The following is a 15744-nucleotide window of genomic DNA, read 5'->3' on the forward strand; positions in this document are numbered from 1 at the left end:
GGTGGTTTGGATGAAGTGAGGTTAAGAGGCCTCAGAGCGCCAGAGAAGCGGCCAGGCTCCCCCCGCCACAGACGAAGAGGTTCTGCCCCGTGATCCAGCCATTTGCGGGATCGGCAAAGAAGAGCACCGCGCGTGCTACGTCGTCCGGGCGGCCGAGGCGCTGGAGCGGCAGTGAAGCGGCCAGGGCGCGCGCGCGTTCGCCATGCTCCGGGATATCGCGAATCAGCATGCCGGTGACGATGGGCCCGGGCGACACCGTATTGACCGTGATGCCGGACGGCCCGGATTCCAGCGCCCAGGTGCGGGTCATCGCGGCCAGCGCGGCCTTGCTCGCGCCATAGGCGGTGCGTCCGGCCAGGCCCACGATCGCGCGCGACGCCACATTGACGATGCGGCCGAAGCGCTGTGCCTTCATGTGCGGCAGGCAGGCCTGCGCCAGCTTCATTGCGCAGCGCACGTGCAGCGTCATCATCAGGTCGAACTCGGCATCGTCTACGTCTTCGAGCAGGGTGTTGCGCACCGCGCCGGCGTTGTTGACGAGGATGTCGGCGTGCTCTGCCTGAGCGAGCGCCGCCAGTGTGCGAATGCCTTCGGGCGTCGACAGGTCCACGACGCTGGAGATGAGGCGCGGATGCGTACTGGCGGACGGCTCGAGCCCTGCGGCAATCACGCGCGCGCCTTGCGCGAGCAGCGCCTCGCTGACGGCCAGTCCGATGCCCGCGCTACCCCCGGTCACCACGGCCGTACGTCCCGCGAAACGCTGGGTTTCATGGTGGAGATGGCTCATACCGCCCCCCCGTGTTCCGGCGATGCCACGCAGCGGACGCGCAGCACACCAGCGGGCGCCCATGCTGCGCGGATCAGGCTGACCGCCACACGGGTGCCCGGGGCCAGCATGTCGTCGGCCAGCGCGAAAAGCGTGACATTGGAATCCGTGCGAACGGCCGCCACATGTAAAGGCAGCAAACTGACGAAGGCTGGCTCCAGTGTGTGGTGCAGGCGCGTCACCGATAGCACGACGGCCGCGCCGTTGTCGGCCACGTAGTCGATGTGCCCGTGCAGGCAACGCGGGCAATAGCGTTGCGGCGGATAGAACTGGTGGCCGCACTGCGCGCAGCACGGCAGTGCGAGGCCGCCCGGCGGCGTGGACTCCGCCATGCTGTGCCAGGCAAGCGAGCGGCACTGCGCAAAGGAAGCGTCGTGGCTCATGGCGCGACCCCTTCGATGATCGCGGCGCCGGTGGCGAGGCAGCGGTCGTACACGGCCATGCCGTAGCCGCTGGCGAGCCCGATGCGGGCAGCGCGTACCTGATTGGCGCCGGCCTGCGCAGTGACCTGCCGCAAGACTTCCACCAGCCCCAGATAGCCGCCGGCCGCACCGGCCTGTCCGCAGCCGAGCTGGCCGCCGCTTGTGTTGTGCGGAAAGTCGCCGCGGAAACTCAGATCGTGTGACTGAATGAGAGCGGCAGCGGCGCCGGGCGGGCAAAAGCCGAGCCCTTCCAGTTGCAGAAACACTACCGCGGGGTAGTCGTCGTAAGTCGCCAGCACATCGATGTCCCCGCAGCCGACGCCGGCCTCGCGATAGAGCCGGCTGCACTCCTGGGCCCAGCCGCCTCGCAAGATGGCTTCATCGTCGGCGTAGGCGTTGTGGCGCTCGACCATCGACCGGATACGGGCGTACGGCAGGCCGAGATGGAGGGCCCGCCGCCGCTGCATCACCAGAAAGCCCTCCGCACCCGCACACGGCATCACGACATCCAGCTTGTGGAGCGGCTCGGCGATTGGCCGGGCGTCGAGGTACGCCTCGAGCGAAATGGGATCGCGCAACAGCGCGTGCGCGACGGCACTGGCATTGGCGCGCTGCGAGACGCAAAGGCGGCCGAAGTCGGCTCGCGTGGCGCCGGTGGCATCCATATAGCGCCGGGTCAGGTGCGCGAACGGCATGTTCGGACCCGCCGCTCCGTAGGGATATACCGCGTCGATGGCCGCCCAGGAGAAGCGACTGGCCAGCCCGGCAAAACCACCGCGCGGGTTGGCATCGGCGCCTATGCAGGCCACGACTTCCGCATCGCCAGCCTCCACCGCCCGTGCCGCGCGGCGCAGCGCGATCACACCGCTGGCGCCGCCGAAAGGTACGGATTCCAGCCAACGCAACGACAGCCCGAGCGACCGCGACAGGCTGGCCACAGGGTCGGGTGCCAGCGTGAAGCTGGAGACGGCGAGGCCGTCAATACTGTCTTTCGACAAGCCGGCGCCAGCCAACAGTTCACGCAGGCATTGCGCGACATACCAGTCCGCTGGCTCGGTGCTGTAGCGCGCGTAGCCTGTCGTGACGGGTACCGCCAGCACGGCTTGCGCGTCTTCGGGTTGGATTGCCATGGGAGACTCCGGCGGCCGCTCAGGCGTTGTCCGCCGGATGCGCGGCGGAGCGTTTCTTCAGGGCGCGCAGGTCGAATGCGGCGCCCTCGCCAGCCAGGCGGCGCATGATTTCGCGCAGCACCCCACGCTGCAGCTTCTGGGAAGCAGTCAGCGGAAGCGCGGACACGAACGCGATGTAGCCCGGGAGCTTGTAGTAAGCGAGCCGCTGCGCCGCAGCCTCGAATATTTGCAGGGCCACCTCGTGCGAAGGCGCGTGGCCGGCGGCAAGCTCGACGCACGCCATGACTTCCTCGCCCCGCGTCTCGTCTTCGACGGGTCCCACGCCGACGTTGCGCACAACGGGCAACTGATTGAGCACGGCCTCCACTTCGAGCGAGGCGATGTTCTCGCCGCTGCGCCGGATGATGCTCTTCTTGCGGTCGACGAAGTGCAGGGCGCCGTCGCTACCCGCGCGCACGATGTCCCCGGTATGGAAGTAATCGCCAGCCCATGCGGCTTCGGTCAACTCTGGCTGGTTGGCGTAGCCCGAGAAGAAACCCGCCCGGGGGTCCGGACCGGCGGCGCGCACCCACAGTTCGCCCGAGCTACCGGGCGGCACGTCAACACCTGCGTCGTCGACGATCCGGTATTCCATGTGCCCCGACGGTCGGCCGAAGCAACGGCTGCCGGCATGGCGCGGCTCGACGTTGGCCGCCACCGCCGCTCCCGCGCCGACTTCGGTCATCGACCACGACTCCACCAGCGGAAAGCCGAAGCGCGCCTCGAACGCCGCCTGGTGTTTCGGATGCACGCCAGCGCCGAAGCCGAACTTCACTGCGTGCGCGCGGTCGCCGGGCTGGGGCGGGAACTGCAGCAGGATGGCCGGCATCACGCCGAGGTAATGCACGATGGTGGCGCCGCTCTGAGCGACGGTCTGCGCCCAGGTGCCGGGGTGGAAACGGTCAAGCTGAATGATGCAACCACCGCTCAGGATCATCGCCATCGACGAGCAGGCCAGCGCGTTCATATGCACCAGCGGCAACGGGGTGATCAGGCGTTCGGCACCGGGCTCGATCGTGCACAGGCCGCCGAGCGACAGGTACCAGCGGCCGAACGCCAGCATGTAGGCATTCGAGAGCATGCAGCCCTTCGGCAAACCCGTGCTGCCCGAGGTATAGACCAACGCACACTCGTCCGTGCTGGCTGCGAACGTGCCGGGCAGCACCGGCACCCGGGGCGCGTCGTCGCCGAGGCAGCAAACCGGCGGCAATGCCCTGTCGGTGCCGGCCAGTGCGAGGTGCAGTGCGGGTTCCAGTGCCGCCCTTCGTCCTTCCAGCGTGACCACCATCACGGCCGCGCTGTCGCGCAGCACATGCGCCATCTCCGCAGCGCTGTGCTCTGCGTTGAGCGGCACGATCGACACGCCGATGCCGTTGAGCGCCAGCCAGCACAGGAAGAACTCGGCGCGGTTGTCGAGCATCACGGCGACGCGATGGCCGCGCGTCAGGCCAGCTTCGCGGAAATCGGCCTCCAGCGCCTGCACGCGAAGGGCTGCTTCGCCGTATTCCCAGTCCACCGCTTGCCCCCCGTACCCCGCCGTTGCTTGCGCGGGAATGTGGAGAAAAGGATGCGCCGGATAGCGGTCCGATGTTGCGTCAAAGGCCGCTCGAACCGAGCCGCCAGAGATTGCGGCGCTATCGCCCGGTTGCCCAGGAAACCCGCACGAGGAATCAAAAGCCATGTCGTGTCTCGCCCATTTCATTGTCTTTCTGATGTCGGCCGGTTGTTGTCCCCGGTCAGACTATGAGCGAATACTAGTCATCGAGTATCTTGATGTCAAGCAATCAATTGCGAAGTTATTTGGAGCCAAGTAAAATTCGCGTATGACTACCCTTGACTATGTGGACCAATTTCTCGCCGAATGGCGTACGGCGCGCCCCGACCTGGATCTGCAACACGCCGACATGCTGATCAGGGTGATCCGTCTGGGCGGCGTGCTGGAGCGAGAGTTGGTCAAGCTTTCCCAGGCGCACGGCATCACTTCGGGCCAGTTCCAGGTGCTGGCGGCGCTGCGTCGGCGCTACCCGAAAACGGCATCCCCGTCGGACCTGAGCCGCATCGCCATCCTTACGACCGGCACGATGACCGTGCTGCTGGACCGGCTGGAAGACAAGGGCCTGGTGCGCCGTCTGCCCGATCCGAATGACCGCCGGCGGCTCGAAGTGGAACTGACGGAAGAAGGCCTGGCGTGCATCGATCGTGCACTGGACGAGCGGGTCGGCCGGCTGAACGCGCTGACGGCGATGCTCGATCCGGAAGAGTCCGTCGCTGCAGGCCATGCACTGCGTCATTTGTTGAACGCGATCGACGCTTCGAGCGACAGCGGCGACTGATCGGCGAAGGGGATGCCAGCTCAGGCGCCGCGCGGGAAATTTCAGTGCGAATCGATCCGGTCAGCCTTTGGCGTCGCGCCTTGGCTCGATGGGTCGATGTGACGGAGCCAAGTAAACGCCATGAAGGTATGTCAAGTAAAAAGGCGAATCCATCGCTTCCAATATTAATTTGCACTACGACCTATATCTTTGATCCGCGATTACCGATCACCAGACAGCAAGGGGACACCGGCAAGCCTGCCCGCAAACGCTGCGTCCTCGATGCGAAGGTAGATTCCCTCGCCGTGGCATACTCACCCCGAGCGGCAACGGCAATAAGCTCAGCATAACGATCAGAGCGAGCCACGACGCACCGCGATCCTTGCTGCGTTGCATCCTGGAGGCGTACATAACGATGCCCCGACACAATCCGGCACTGCATCGCAGCCAGACAGCACCCATGACCAGGGCGAGGCGGCGCTTCCTGATCGTCGGCGTAATCATTTTGTTGGCTGCGTTTGGCTGGGTGGTGGCGATCGTGGCCGCACCCGCGTTCCAACGCACCATCGTCATGACCAGCGGCGCTGACAACGGCATCTATCGTGGCTTTGCGGATCGCTATGCGCCCATCCTGAAGCGTGCGGGCATCAAGCTCGATATCCGCAGTTCTTCCGGCGCGGTGGAGAATTATGAGCGGTTGAGAGACCCGAACAGCGCCTATGAAGTCGGTTTCATCCAGTCGGGTACCACCAACCCGAAGGAGACCGACGGTCTGCAGACGATCGCTGCCGTGTCGTACGAACCGATCTGGGTGTTCTATCGCGGCGACACGACGGTCGACCGGCTGTCGCAGCTTCGTGGCAAGAAGATTTCGACGGGCGTGCCCGGCAGTGGCCTGCTCAATGTCGCGCAGGTATTGCTCGGCTACAGCGGCATCACGAGCCAGAACTCCACCCTGCTGCAAATGGATGCGCCGGCAGCGTATCAAGGGCTCGAAAGCGGTCAGATCGACGCGGCTTTCTTCATCGGCCGGCCCGACGCCGAGATGCAGAAGATCCTGCTGAACAGCGATCTCAAACTGATGAGTTTCGCCCAGGCAGACGCGCTGGTTCAGAAGTTCCCATCGCTTTCGAAGATCGTCTTGCCACGCGCGTCGACGAGTGTCGCCGATGATCTGCCGCGCACCGACGTCACGCTGCTCGCGGCAACGGCGCTGCTGGTCTCGAAAGACACGCTGCATCCGGCGCTCGTCTATCTGCTGCTCGACGCGGCTCACTCCGTTCACGGTGGCGAAGATTACTTCACACCGCTCGGCACCTTCCCTAACCTGAAGACGGAAGAATTCCCGCTCTCCGACGAAAGCGTCCGCTACTTCAAATCCGGCCAGCCGTTCCTGTACCGCTATCTGCCGTTCTGGCTCGCGAGCGTGATCGAACGACGGCTGTTGATCCTCGTGCCGTTCGCGGCGCTCCTGATTGGCTTGCTTCAGGCATTGCCGCGGTTGCTCGAAGCACGGATGAAAAAACGGCTCGTCGTCTGGTACCGCGAAATCAAGGCACTCGAAGACGAAGTGTGGAGCAACAGCGAGCCGAGCCCCTCGCAGATCGCGCAATGGAGCGAAGAAATCGAAAACATCGACGCAAACGCGAGCCGGATACGCATTCCGTACCGCTATTTTCAGGACGTCTACGCGCTCAAGCAGGCGATCGGTGTTGTGCGGGACCGGATAGCCCACGTTGCGCAGCGAGCGAACGAATAGCGACGCTCGCCCCATTTATCTTTATTCTTCCCGCGGTCCGACCCGCATGGCGAAGCACGCCACACAGGCGTACATCGCCGTTCGCGCCCCCAAAGAAACCATGCAGCCAGGCTAAATCACCGGATTAAAAGGTATTTATCCGTCAATCCCCTTTTTCGCGGGCTGCCTAACGCAGGCATAATCCTATTGGAGCAGCGCGATTAAAAGGGTCGTTTTCGTATTCCTGACTATCCATGGACTACGCAAGGCGAGACGTTCGAGCGCCTCCAGTCCCACGATAGATTATCTGGCGTCGTCACGGCGGCGCCAGGCAGGAAAGGATTCATGAAACCGGCAAGGAATTCGCGGTGGTCACGCTTTGGCCGATACGCGGCGTTGGGTGTATGCGCGGCGGCGCTCGCGTCGGCGTCTGGCTTTTTCTACTGGCGCCATCAAGCGAATCTTGCGCAGTCCCAGCCGGCTGCGCTTACGGGTGTCGCCAGCGCGATGCGGCATGACGCATCGCCATGGACGAAGCGCGAGAAGGATGCCTCGGAATTGCTGCGCGATATTCGCGACCGCGATGTCGCCGCAATTGGCGTGAGCCGCGAAGCAATTCTCGTCTCGACGATCAAGGGCGAAAAGTATTATGTGGCCGATCACAATGGCGCATTCGCGAACGCCCTGCTGCTCGGCGATCTGAAACCGGGCGCGACGCCGCCCTGGCAACTCGTCTGGCTGCCGCACGCCGATGTGCGCATCGGCGCCGAGCGCTGGACAGAAGCCCTCGACCGTGTGCGCGACGCGTTCAGTCTGCTACTCCCCGTGCTGATGCTAGGCGGCCTGCTGTGGTTCATGCGCCGCGAAATGGGCGGCGGCGCGCAATTGCTCGGCGAATCGCCGACTTTGCGCTTCGACGACGTGATCGGCGCAGGCGAAGCGAAAGCCGCGCTCGCCGACGTGCGCGCGTGGCTCACCGAGCCCGCGCAGTTCACGGGCATGGGCGTGCGCGCGCCATGCGGCGTGCTCATGACAGGCGGCCCGGGCGTCGGCAAGACGCGTCTCGCGCAGGCGCTTGCAGGCGAATGCGGCGCGAATTTCATCGCCATCACGGGCAGCTATTTCAGCGCGAAGTATTACGGTGTGGGCATTCAGAAGGTCAAGCGCCTGTTCGAGCTCGCGCGCAAGAACGCGCCGACGGTCATCTTCATCGACGAGGCGGACGGCCTGGGCAAGCGCACCGATACGGGCGGCGGCCCGGTCGAAGCGGAAAGCAACCGCATCATCAACCAGCTGCTCGCGGAGATGGACGGGTTCGCGTCGAACGAAGGCGTGATCATCGTCGCGGCGACCAATCACCCGGACAATCTCGACGAAGCGCTGCGCCGCCCTGGCCGCTTCGACCGCACGGTGCAGGTGCGTTTGCCCGACCTGGAGGATCGCGCAGAAATTCTGCGCTTCTACGCCGGCAATCTGAAGTCGAAAGCCAACGATCTCGATTTCAACCAGCTCGCGCGGCTGACCACGGGCCTTTCCCCGGCCACGCTCTCGATGATCGTGAATCAAGCGGGTCTCGTCGCGCGCAAGGCCGGCAAGCGGCAAGTGGCCGCGGTGCATTTTCTCGAGGCCATCAAGATTGCACGCATTGGCGACGTCAACGGCGCGGAGCGCGCGCTTTCGGACGACGAACGCACACGCATTGCGATCCATGAAGCAGGACATGGACTCGTCGCCGCCCTCCTCGGCACCGGCGTGCTCGAAGAAGTGACGATTTTGCCGCGTGGCGGCGCGTTGGGCGTGGCGCTGATCACGAAAATGCAGGACAAGTACCTGTATCGCGAAACGGAAATGCGTAACGAAATCCAGGTGCTGCTGGGCGGGCGCAACGCGGAACTGCTCATGTTCGGCGAAGCGTCGAGCGGCGCGGCGCAGGATTTGCAGGAGGCCTCGCGCATCAGCCTCGACATGGTGTCGAAGCACGGCTTCAATGCGGATGGCAATCTGTTCAGCCTCGCGGCGCTGCCGCAGCAGGTCGCGGGCTTGCAGTTGAAGAGCGCGATCGAGCACGCGAACGCACTGCTGCACGAACTCAACGACGCGTGCTTCGCGTTGCTGCGTGCGAACGAGCCGGTGCTGCGCGCGATCGCCGATCAGTTGCTCGAGGCGGAGACGGTGCCCGGCGAGACGGTCTATCGTCTGATTCGCGAGCATGCGGCGGCCGTGGCGAGCACGCAGGCGGTGACCGAAGCGGCCGCCGCGTAAGCCGCTTGCACCGCCGTCATCGTTCGAGTCTTCAAGTCCTTTCGAGCGCCGCCATCGCCCTCACGATCACGAGCAGCACAGAAAGACTCACGCCGCTCGAAGCACGCAGTTCCGTAAGCAACTGCCCATAACGCTCGAGCGCCGCCTCGTGCTGAGCGCACCATGCGTCGACGAGCGTTTGTGCGTCCGCGGTTTCGGAGCCTTGTGCAAGCACGCTCGTGGTGAGCGCGCGCTTGAGGTGCGCCACCTCGGCGAGCGCAGCCGCGCGCGCCATGGTGTCCCAATGCGTCGGCGTAGGCAGCGTCGCCGCACGCTCGCCAATCCAGCTGTAATTGAGCCGCGTACCCAAAGCGAAGTATGCCGCCGCAACGCGCTCAAGAGGACGGTCGCACGCCGCCGCTACATCCGCGATGTCCAGCAGTGCTACCGAAATATCTCCACTCGCCACGCGCAGCGCGAGCGCATTTTCGACGCCCGCCTTCACGAGTTCTCCCTGGCGTGCCGAAAGCGCTTCGAGATCCGGGTCGGGCAGCAGCGTCGGCAATTGCGGCGCGAGGCGCTGAGCGGCGTCGCGGCAGCGTGCCAGCAGCGTGCTCACACCATCGTTGTCCACCGAGCCTGCCTGCAGATGCCGCAGGAACCATAGCGCCGCGCGTTCGAGCAGCCGTGCGATGTCGACGAACATGCGCGCCTGCACGTCGTCGGGCACGCGGTTGTCGAGCGCGTCGATGGCGCGCCAGATATCGTTCAGACCAAATACGTCGCGCGCCATGATGCACGCGCGCACGATTTCGCCGGGCTGCGCGTCGGTTTCCTCCATCAAACGGTGCACGAATGCGCAGCCCACGCGGTTCACGAGCGCGTTCGTCAAATGCGTCGCCAGAATTTCACGCCGCAGCGGATGCCGATGCATGGGTTCGCTAAAGCGCTGCTGCAGTGGCTGCGGGAAGTAGTCGATCAGCAAGTCCGCGACGAGCGGGTCTTCCGGCACCGATGAATCGAGCAGCGCGTCGTAGAGCCACATCTTGCTGTAGGCGAGCAGCACGGCGCGCTCCGGCGACGTGAGCCCGAGTTTCGCGGCCTGGCGTTCGGCGATTTCATCGTCGGTCGGCAGGAATTCGATATGGCGATTCAGACGTCCTGCGCGTTCGAGCCAGCGCATGAGGCGCGATTCGGCATCGAGCAGCTCCACGGCGTAGCGGCCCGCGATCGAAAGCGCCTGAGTCTGGTAGTAGTTGTCGCTCAGCACCAGCAGTCCGACTTCGTCGGTCATCTCCGCGAGCAACGCGTTGCGCTGTTTCGTCGTCATCTCGCCGTCGGCCACCACGAGTCCGAGCAGGATCTTGATGTTGACTTCGTGGTCCGAACAATCTACACCTGCCGAGTTATCGATCGCATCCGTGTTGATGTGGCCGCCATGCTGCGCGAATTCGATGCGCCCGAGCTGCGTGACGCCGAGATTGCCGCCCTCGCCCACGACCTTGCAGCGCAGTTCCGAGCCGTTCACGCGCACCGCGTCGTTGGCTTTGTCGCCGACTTGTGCGTTGGTCTCGCGCGCGGATTTCACATAAGTGCCAATGCCGCCGTTATAGAGCAGGTCGACCTTCGCCAGCAGGATCGCGCGAATCAACTCGGTTGGCGAAAGCGCCGCCGCCTCGATGCCGAGTGCCGTGCGCACCGCCGCCGAAAGCGGGATCGTCTTCATGGTGCGTGCGAACACGCCGCCGCCCGCCGATATCGTAGCCGGGTCGTAGTCGGCCCAGCTCGAGCGTTCGAGCGCGAAGAGCCGCGCGCGCTCGGCAAGGCTCACGGCCGGATCGGGATTCGGGTCGAGGAAAATATGGCGGTGATCGAAAGCTGCGACGAGCTTGATATGCGGCGAGAGTAGCATCCCGTTGCCGAACACGTCGCCCGACATGTCGCCAACGCCGACCACGGTGAAATCGGTGGCCTGCGTATCCACGCCCATTTCGCGGAAATGCCGCTTGACCGACTCCCACGCGCCGCGCGCCGTGATCGCCATCTTTTTGTGGTCGTAGCCCACGGACCCGCCCGAGGCAAATGCATCGTCGAGCCAGAATCCGTATTCGGCGGATATCGCGTTCGCGTAGTCGGAGAACGTGGCGGTGCCCTTGTCGGCGGCCACGACGAGGTAGGGGTCGTCGGGATCGTGGCGCACGACATCGGGCGGCGGCACGATCGCGTTGTTCACGAGATTGTCGGTGAGATCGAGCAGGCCGCGCAGGAAGGTCTGATAGCACGCCACGCCCTCGCGCATCCATGCTTCGCGGTCGCTCGCCGGCGGCGGGTTCTTCACGACAAAGCCGCCCTTCGATCCCACCGGCACGATCACGACGTTCTTCACCATCTGGGCTTTCATGAGGCCCAGCACTTCGGTGCGGAAGTCTTCGCGGCGATCCGACCAGCGCAGGCCGCCACGAGCGACACGCCCGCCGCGCAAGTGCACACCCTCCACGCGCGGCGAATAAACCCAGATCTCGAACATGGGCTTGGGTTCGGGCAGGCCAGGCACTTTCGAAGGGTCGAATTTGAACGAGAGCGAGGGCCGCTCTGCGCCATTGGCTTCGCGGCGGAAATAGTTGGTGCGCACCGTCGCATTGATCACGCCGAGGAACTGCCGCAGGATGCGGTCTTCGTCGAGATTGGGCACCTGGTCGAGCGCACTTTCAATGGCCTTGAGCATGAGTGCCGTGCGCTCTTCCCGTGCCTGTGAATCGCGCGGATCGAACCGGAGTACGAACAGTTCGACGAACTGCCGGGCGATCGCCGGATTGCCGGTTAGCGCACGCTCGATATAGGCGTCGCTGAATGTCGAACCCACCTGGCGAAGGTACTTCGCATAGGCACGCAGGATCGTCACTTCGCGCGCGCTCAGATAGGCGCGCAGCACGAGCCGGTTGAAATCGTCATTTTCGATGCGTGCGTTCCAGACGCTTTCGAATGCGTCTTCGAACAGGCCCTTCACGCGCTCGATGTCAAATTCGGCGTCGTCCGCGAGTTCGAGGCCGAAATCGTGGACCCAAGCAGGCGCGCAAGAAGGCGCCTCGATCACATAGGGCCGCTCTTCATCCACACGCACGCCGAGGTGTTCCAGCATCGGCAGGCTGCGCGAGAGCGCGATCGCTTCGCCCGTGCAATAAACCTTGAAGCGGAACGTACGTGGGGCCGCCTCGATAGGCCGGTACAGATTCATCGCGATGCGCTGCGTTCCCTGCACGCGCTCGATCAGCTCGATATCGCGTACTGCCGTGCGCGCCGGATAATCGTCGCGATAGCCCGGCGGGAACGAATCGGCGTAGCGATGCAAGAGACTCGTGCCCTGCTCTTCGCCGAATGCGTCGAGCAACGCATCGGCCAGATCGTCCTGCCAGCGGCGCGTGACCTGCACGAGCCGCGCTTCGAGTTCGTGCGTGTCGACTTCGGGCATCGAGCCGGGTTCGGCGTGCACGACGAAATGAATCCGTGCGATTGCCGACTCCGAAAGCAGCGGCGTGAACTCAACGGAAACGCCGTTGAAGGCGTCCACGAGCAGGTTTGCAATCCGCCGCCGCAGATCGGTGTTGTACTTGTCGCGCGAGACGTATACGAGGCAGGAAACGAAGCGGTTGAAGCGGTCGCGCCGCACGAATAGGCGCGTGCGCTGGTGTTCCTGCAAGCGCAGCACACCGAGCGCGATGTCGAAAAGCTCGTCTTCGCTCGCCTGCAGCAGTTCATCCCGCGGATAGGTTTCCAGCACCGTCACCAGCGATTTGCCGAGATGGCCTTTCGGCAGAAAACCCGCGCGCTGCACGATATTCGCGCATTTGCGCCGCACGATCGGGATTTCGGCGGTGGAGACCATATAGGCGGTCGAGGTGTAGAGGCCGACGAAGCGGCGCTCGCCGCACACCTTGCCATCCGCGCCGACTAGCTTCACTCCAACGTAGTCCAGATAGCCCGGCCGGTGTACGGTGGCACGCGAGTTCGCTTTCGTCAGGAAAATGGGCCATGCGCCGCTGATGATGTCGACGGCCGCGGGCGGCAACGGCGTGATGTCCGGCGTGCCCGGCGCGCGCAGCGATTCGCGCAGAATGCCGAGGCCCGAGCCTTCCACGCCACGCAGGGCGTAGCCGCCGTCATGCGCGACCAGCGCGTAATCGCGCTGGCCGAGGAAAGTGAAATGGTCGGCCACCATCCATTCGAGAAACGCGCGCGCTTCGATGTCCTCTGCGCTCGTTTCGCGCGCTTTCATCGTCTTGATGGTGGTGCGCGCGGCCTCGAGCAGGTTCGGCCAATCTTCTACCGACGCCCGCACGTCGCCAAGCACCTTGGCGATGTCGCTGCGCAATTCGTCGAGCTTTGCTGCATCGCCGCAGCGGTCTACCTCGAAATGGATGAACGAAGCGAGTTGTGATTGCCCGTCACCGGCGCTAGCGCCGCCTTCGTCTACACGCTCGATCGTCCCGTCCTTGCCGCGCCAGATCCGGAATACGGGGTGCAGCGCGGAATGCAGCGCGAGCCCCAGACGGTTGACGGCCATGGAAACCGAATCGACGAGAAATGGCATGTCGTCGTTCACGATTTCGATGACCGTATGGTCCGAATGCCAACCGTGCTGTTCGAGGATCGGGTTGTAGACCTGCATGCGCTCGCTGCCCGGTACAAAGCGCTGCGCGGTTCGCCAGTGCGCCATGGCGGCGCCGTAGAGGTCGGCGATGCTGCGGCTACGCAGATCCTCCGCGTCGGCGAAATCGTAGTAGTGCCGCAGGAAAGGCTCGACGGTCTGGAACGTCGGCTCGGGCAAGCGCGCCCGCGCAAATTCCATGACGTCGGAGAGCAGATGGGCGACGAATTCTTCGTTCCTCGCTAGCATGACGAACTCCTTGGCGGATAGTCATCGACTGCATCGGCGGTTCAGTCATTATGCACCGGCAAGGTGATCGAACGATGAATGCGTGCGCACGCGCTGTCTCACGGCGAGGCGCCGCACTGCAATGCGGATGGTGGCGCAGAACTTGCTGACTGCGAATGCCCGGTTCAACGCGCTTATATCGCGCTCGACGAGATGTTCGCTCGTGAGTGCAATGCCCTGCCCCGCAATGGTGACATCGATGGCGAGCGACGATTGACTGAAGTGCGGCCCTTCAGCTCGCCCACATCATTTGTGCAACCGAGGGCGTTGAAATATTCCGGCCACAGATCATGACAGTCGTGGAGCAGCACATAGTTTTGCAGGTCCGAGATCGTGTGCACCGGGTGATCGGGCTTGAGCAGTTGCGGGCTGGCTACGCCGAATACCTGCAGCGGAAATAGCGGGTCGCTGACGAGGCCTTTCGCGAACGGCGGCTTGCCGAGCCGCACCGCGATATCCACGCCATCGGACCTGAAGAATTTTATTGTCAGACTATAAGAAACATCATTCGACAATCCAATCATAACGCCATACAGTTTCTGGACGATTTCCCATACGGCGCAGTTCTGACGCGCTGAATCCAATTCAAGGAGAGAGCACGATGGCAGTAGAAAAAGTCGCACTCGTCACGGCGGCCGGCAAGGGTATGGGCGCGGCGATCGCGCGCGAACTGGCAGCCAGCGGCTACCGTCTGGCCTTGATGTCACCCTCCGGCAGTGCGGCCGAACTGGCGAGAGAGCTTGGCGGATTCGGCTTTACCGGCTCGGTGACCGAGCCGGACTGTATCGACCGATTCGTCCGCGAAACGCTCGAGAAATATGGCCGCATCGACGCTGTGGTGAACAACACGGGGCATCCGCCGAAGGGGGATCTGCTTTCTGTTACAGACGAACAGTGGCACCTCGGGCTCGATCTCATCCTGCTCAACGTCGCTCGCGTGTTGCGTCGCGTGACCCCTGCGTTTCTCGAGCAACGCGGCGGCGCGGTGGTGAATATCTCGAGCTTCGCCGCCGATGCGCCCGAGCAGGCCATGCCCGTTTCTTCCGCGCTGCGCGCCGCGTTGAGTTCGTTCACGCGCCTTTATGCCGACCGCTACGCGAAGGACAATATTCGAATCAACTCCGTGCTGCCGGGGTTTATCGACAGCTGGCCCGAAACGCCCGAGATTGTTGCCCGCATTCCGGTTGGCCGATTCGGGAAGACACAGGAGATCGCACAGACGGTCGCGTTCCTGTTGTCGGATGCCGCGGGGTACATCACGGGGCAAAACATCCGTGTCGACGGCGGCATCGTGCGTGCTCTGTAGCGCGGCAGATATGGATCAGATCGTCGACGAGGTCTGGACACGCCTGAACGCGGGCGCAAACGCGGGCAATGAGCGCTCGCCCTTCACGATGCTGCAGGTCGCGACGATTGCGCTGGACGGTGCGCCTTCCGTGCGGACGGTCGTGTTGCGCCGTGTCTCTCGCGAGCGGCGCTCAGTCATGTTTCATACCGACGTGCGGTCTACAAAGGTGTCTGAATTGCGGCGCGACCCGCGCGTATCGCTCGTCGGCTGCGATCTCGACGGCGGGATCCAGATAAGGCTGCACGGCGTTGCGAGAATCGTCGAGACGCCCTCGGATACGAGAGCTGTCTGGGACTCGAGCAGACCTCGGACGTTGATCGTCTATCGCACGCCGCTTGCGCCCGCGACACCGGTTGCGTCTCCCGCCGAGGCGCATGCAACGACGCTCGCCGAGGATCCCAACTCATCGGCGGGATTCGAAAACTTCTGTCTGATTGATGTGACCGTATCGAGCATTGACTACCTCGATCTGAATCCCGCAGGGCATAGGCGCGCCAGTCTGGTGTTTGAAGAAGGGGAATGGCGCGGAACCTGGCTGGCGCCTTGAATTGACGAGCTGCGATTTTAATGCGCCCAAACGCCAGAACCCCGGTTCTCTTTCGGAGACACCGGGGTTCTGGACGTTACAGCATAAGGAGCCTGACGATTACCTACTTTCACACGGGCAATCCGCACTATCATCGGCGTGGAGCTGTTTCACGGTCCTGTTCGGGATGGGAAGGGGTGGGACCAGCTCGCTATGGTCATCAGGCTTG

11 protein-coding genes and 1 rRNA gene are annotated in these 15744 nt (G+C 63.8%); 5 read left to right on the top strand and 7 right to left on the bottom strand.

The window, feature by feature from the left end; genetic code table 11:
• Positions 1-31: 31 nt before the first annotated feature.
• Genes AB3X98_RS38840 through AB3X98_RS38855 form a run of 4 tightly spaced genes read right to left on the bottom strand, consistent with a single transcriptional unit; the run spans position 32 to position 4119 of the window.
• Positions 32-787 carry an SDR family NAD(P)-dependent oxidoreductase gene (locus AB3X98_RS38840; RefSeq protein ID WP_368606076.1) on the bottom strand — a complete coding sequence of 252 codons (756 nt, stop codon included), beginning with the start codon at positions 785-787 and terminating at the stop codon, positions 32-34.
• Entirely contained in the window at positions 784-1209 is a 426-nt protein-coding gene (locus AB3X98_RS38845; protein WP_368606075.1) for a Zn-ribbon domain-containing OB-fold protein, read from the bottom strand. Before AB3X98_RS38845 ends, AB3X98_RS38840 begins: the two co-directional genes overlap by 4 nt.
• Positions 1206-2378 carry a thiolase family protein gene (locus AB3X98_RS38850; protein ID WP_368606074.1) on the bottom strand — a complete coding sequence of 391 codons (1173 nt, stop codon included), beginning with the start codon at positions 2376-2378 and terminating at the stop codon, positions 1206-1208. The genes AB3X98_RS38845 and AB3X98_RS38850 overlap by 4 nt, the downstream gene beginning before the upstream one ends.
• Before the next feature lie 19 nt (positions 2379-2397).
• The gene (locus tag AB3X98_RS38855; RefSeq protein WP_368610418.1) at positions 2398-4119 is read right to left on the bottom strand and encodes an AMP-binding protein; all 1722 of its coding nucleotides are present in this window, start codon (positions 4117-4119) and stop codon (positions 2398-2400) included.
• A gap of 121 nt (positions 4120-4240) precedes the next feature.
• Between AB3X98_RS38855 and AB3X98_RS38860 the strand changes: the two genes are divergently transcribed.
• From AB3X98_RS38860 to AB3X98_RS38870, 3 genes are all read left to right on the top strand, one after another.
• Complete coding sequence (locus tag AB3X98_RS38860; RefSeq protein WP_368606072.1) at positions 4241-4750, top strand: MarR family winged helix-turn-helix transcriptional regulator; 510 nt, start codon at positions 4241-4243, stop codon at positions 4748-4750.
• 439 nt (positions 4751-5189) lie between these two features.
• A complete protein-coding gene (locus tag AB3X98_RS38865) occupies positions 5190-6488 on the top strand; it encodes a TAXI family TRAP transporter solute-binding subunit (RefSeq protein WP_069267300.1) in 1299 nt (432 codons plus the stop codon).
• 324 nt (positions 6489-6812) lie between these two features.
• Complete coding sequence (locus tag AB3X98_RS38870) at positions 6813-8729, top strand: AAA family ATPase (RefSeq protein WP_368606071.1); 1917 nt, start codon at positions 6813-6815, stop codon at positions 8727-8729.
• A gap of 31 nt (positions 8730-8760) precedes the next feature.
• Here AB3X98_RS38870 and AB3X98_RS38875 read toward each other — a convergent pair whose 3' ends face one another.
• Both AB3X98_RS38875 and AB3X98_RS38880 read right to left on the bottom strand, forming a co-directional pair.
• Positions 8761-13602, bottom strand: coding sequence for an NAD-glutamate dehydrogenase (locus AB3X98_RS38875; protein ID WP_368606070.1), 4842 nt, complete (start codon positions 13600-13602; stop codon positions 8761-8763).
• 173 nt (positions 13603-13775) lie between these two features.
• On the bottom strand, positions 13776-14102 hold the full coding sequence (locus AB3X98_RS38880) for a hypothetical protein (protein WP_368606069.1): 327 nt from the start codon (positions 14100-14102) through the stop codon (positions 13776-13778).
• 140 nt (positions 14103-14242) lie between these two features.
• Here AB3X98_RS38880 and AB3X98_RS38885 point away from each other — a divergent pair, with 140 nt between their 5' ends.
• A complete protein-coding gene (locus AB3X98_RS38885) occupies positions 14243-14947 on the top strand; it encodes an SDR family oxidoreductase (protein WP_342949960.1) in 705 nt (234 codons plus the stop codon).
• A gap of 10 nt (positions 14948-14957) precedes the next feature.
• The gene (locus AB3X98_RS38890) at positions 14958-15536 is read left to right on the top strand and encodes a pyridoxamine 5'-phosphate oxidase family protein (protein WP_368606068.1); all 579 of its coding nucleotides are present in this window, start codon (positions 14958-14960) and stop codon (positions 15534-15536) included.
• Between the two features lie 90 nt (positions 15537-15626).
• Here AB3X98_RS38890 and rrf read toward each other — a convergent pair.
• A 5S ribosomal RNA gene (rrf, locus tag AB3X98_RS38895) occupies positions 15627-15740 on the bottom strand.
• Positions 15741-15744 lie beyond the last annotated feature (4 nt).

The organism is Paraburkholderia sp. BR14312 (genome assembly GCF_040948675.1).
Classification (GTDB): Bacteria; Pseudomonadota; Gammaproteobacteria; order Burkholderiales; family Burkholderiaceae; genus Paraburkholderia; species Paraburkholderia nodosa_A.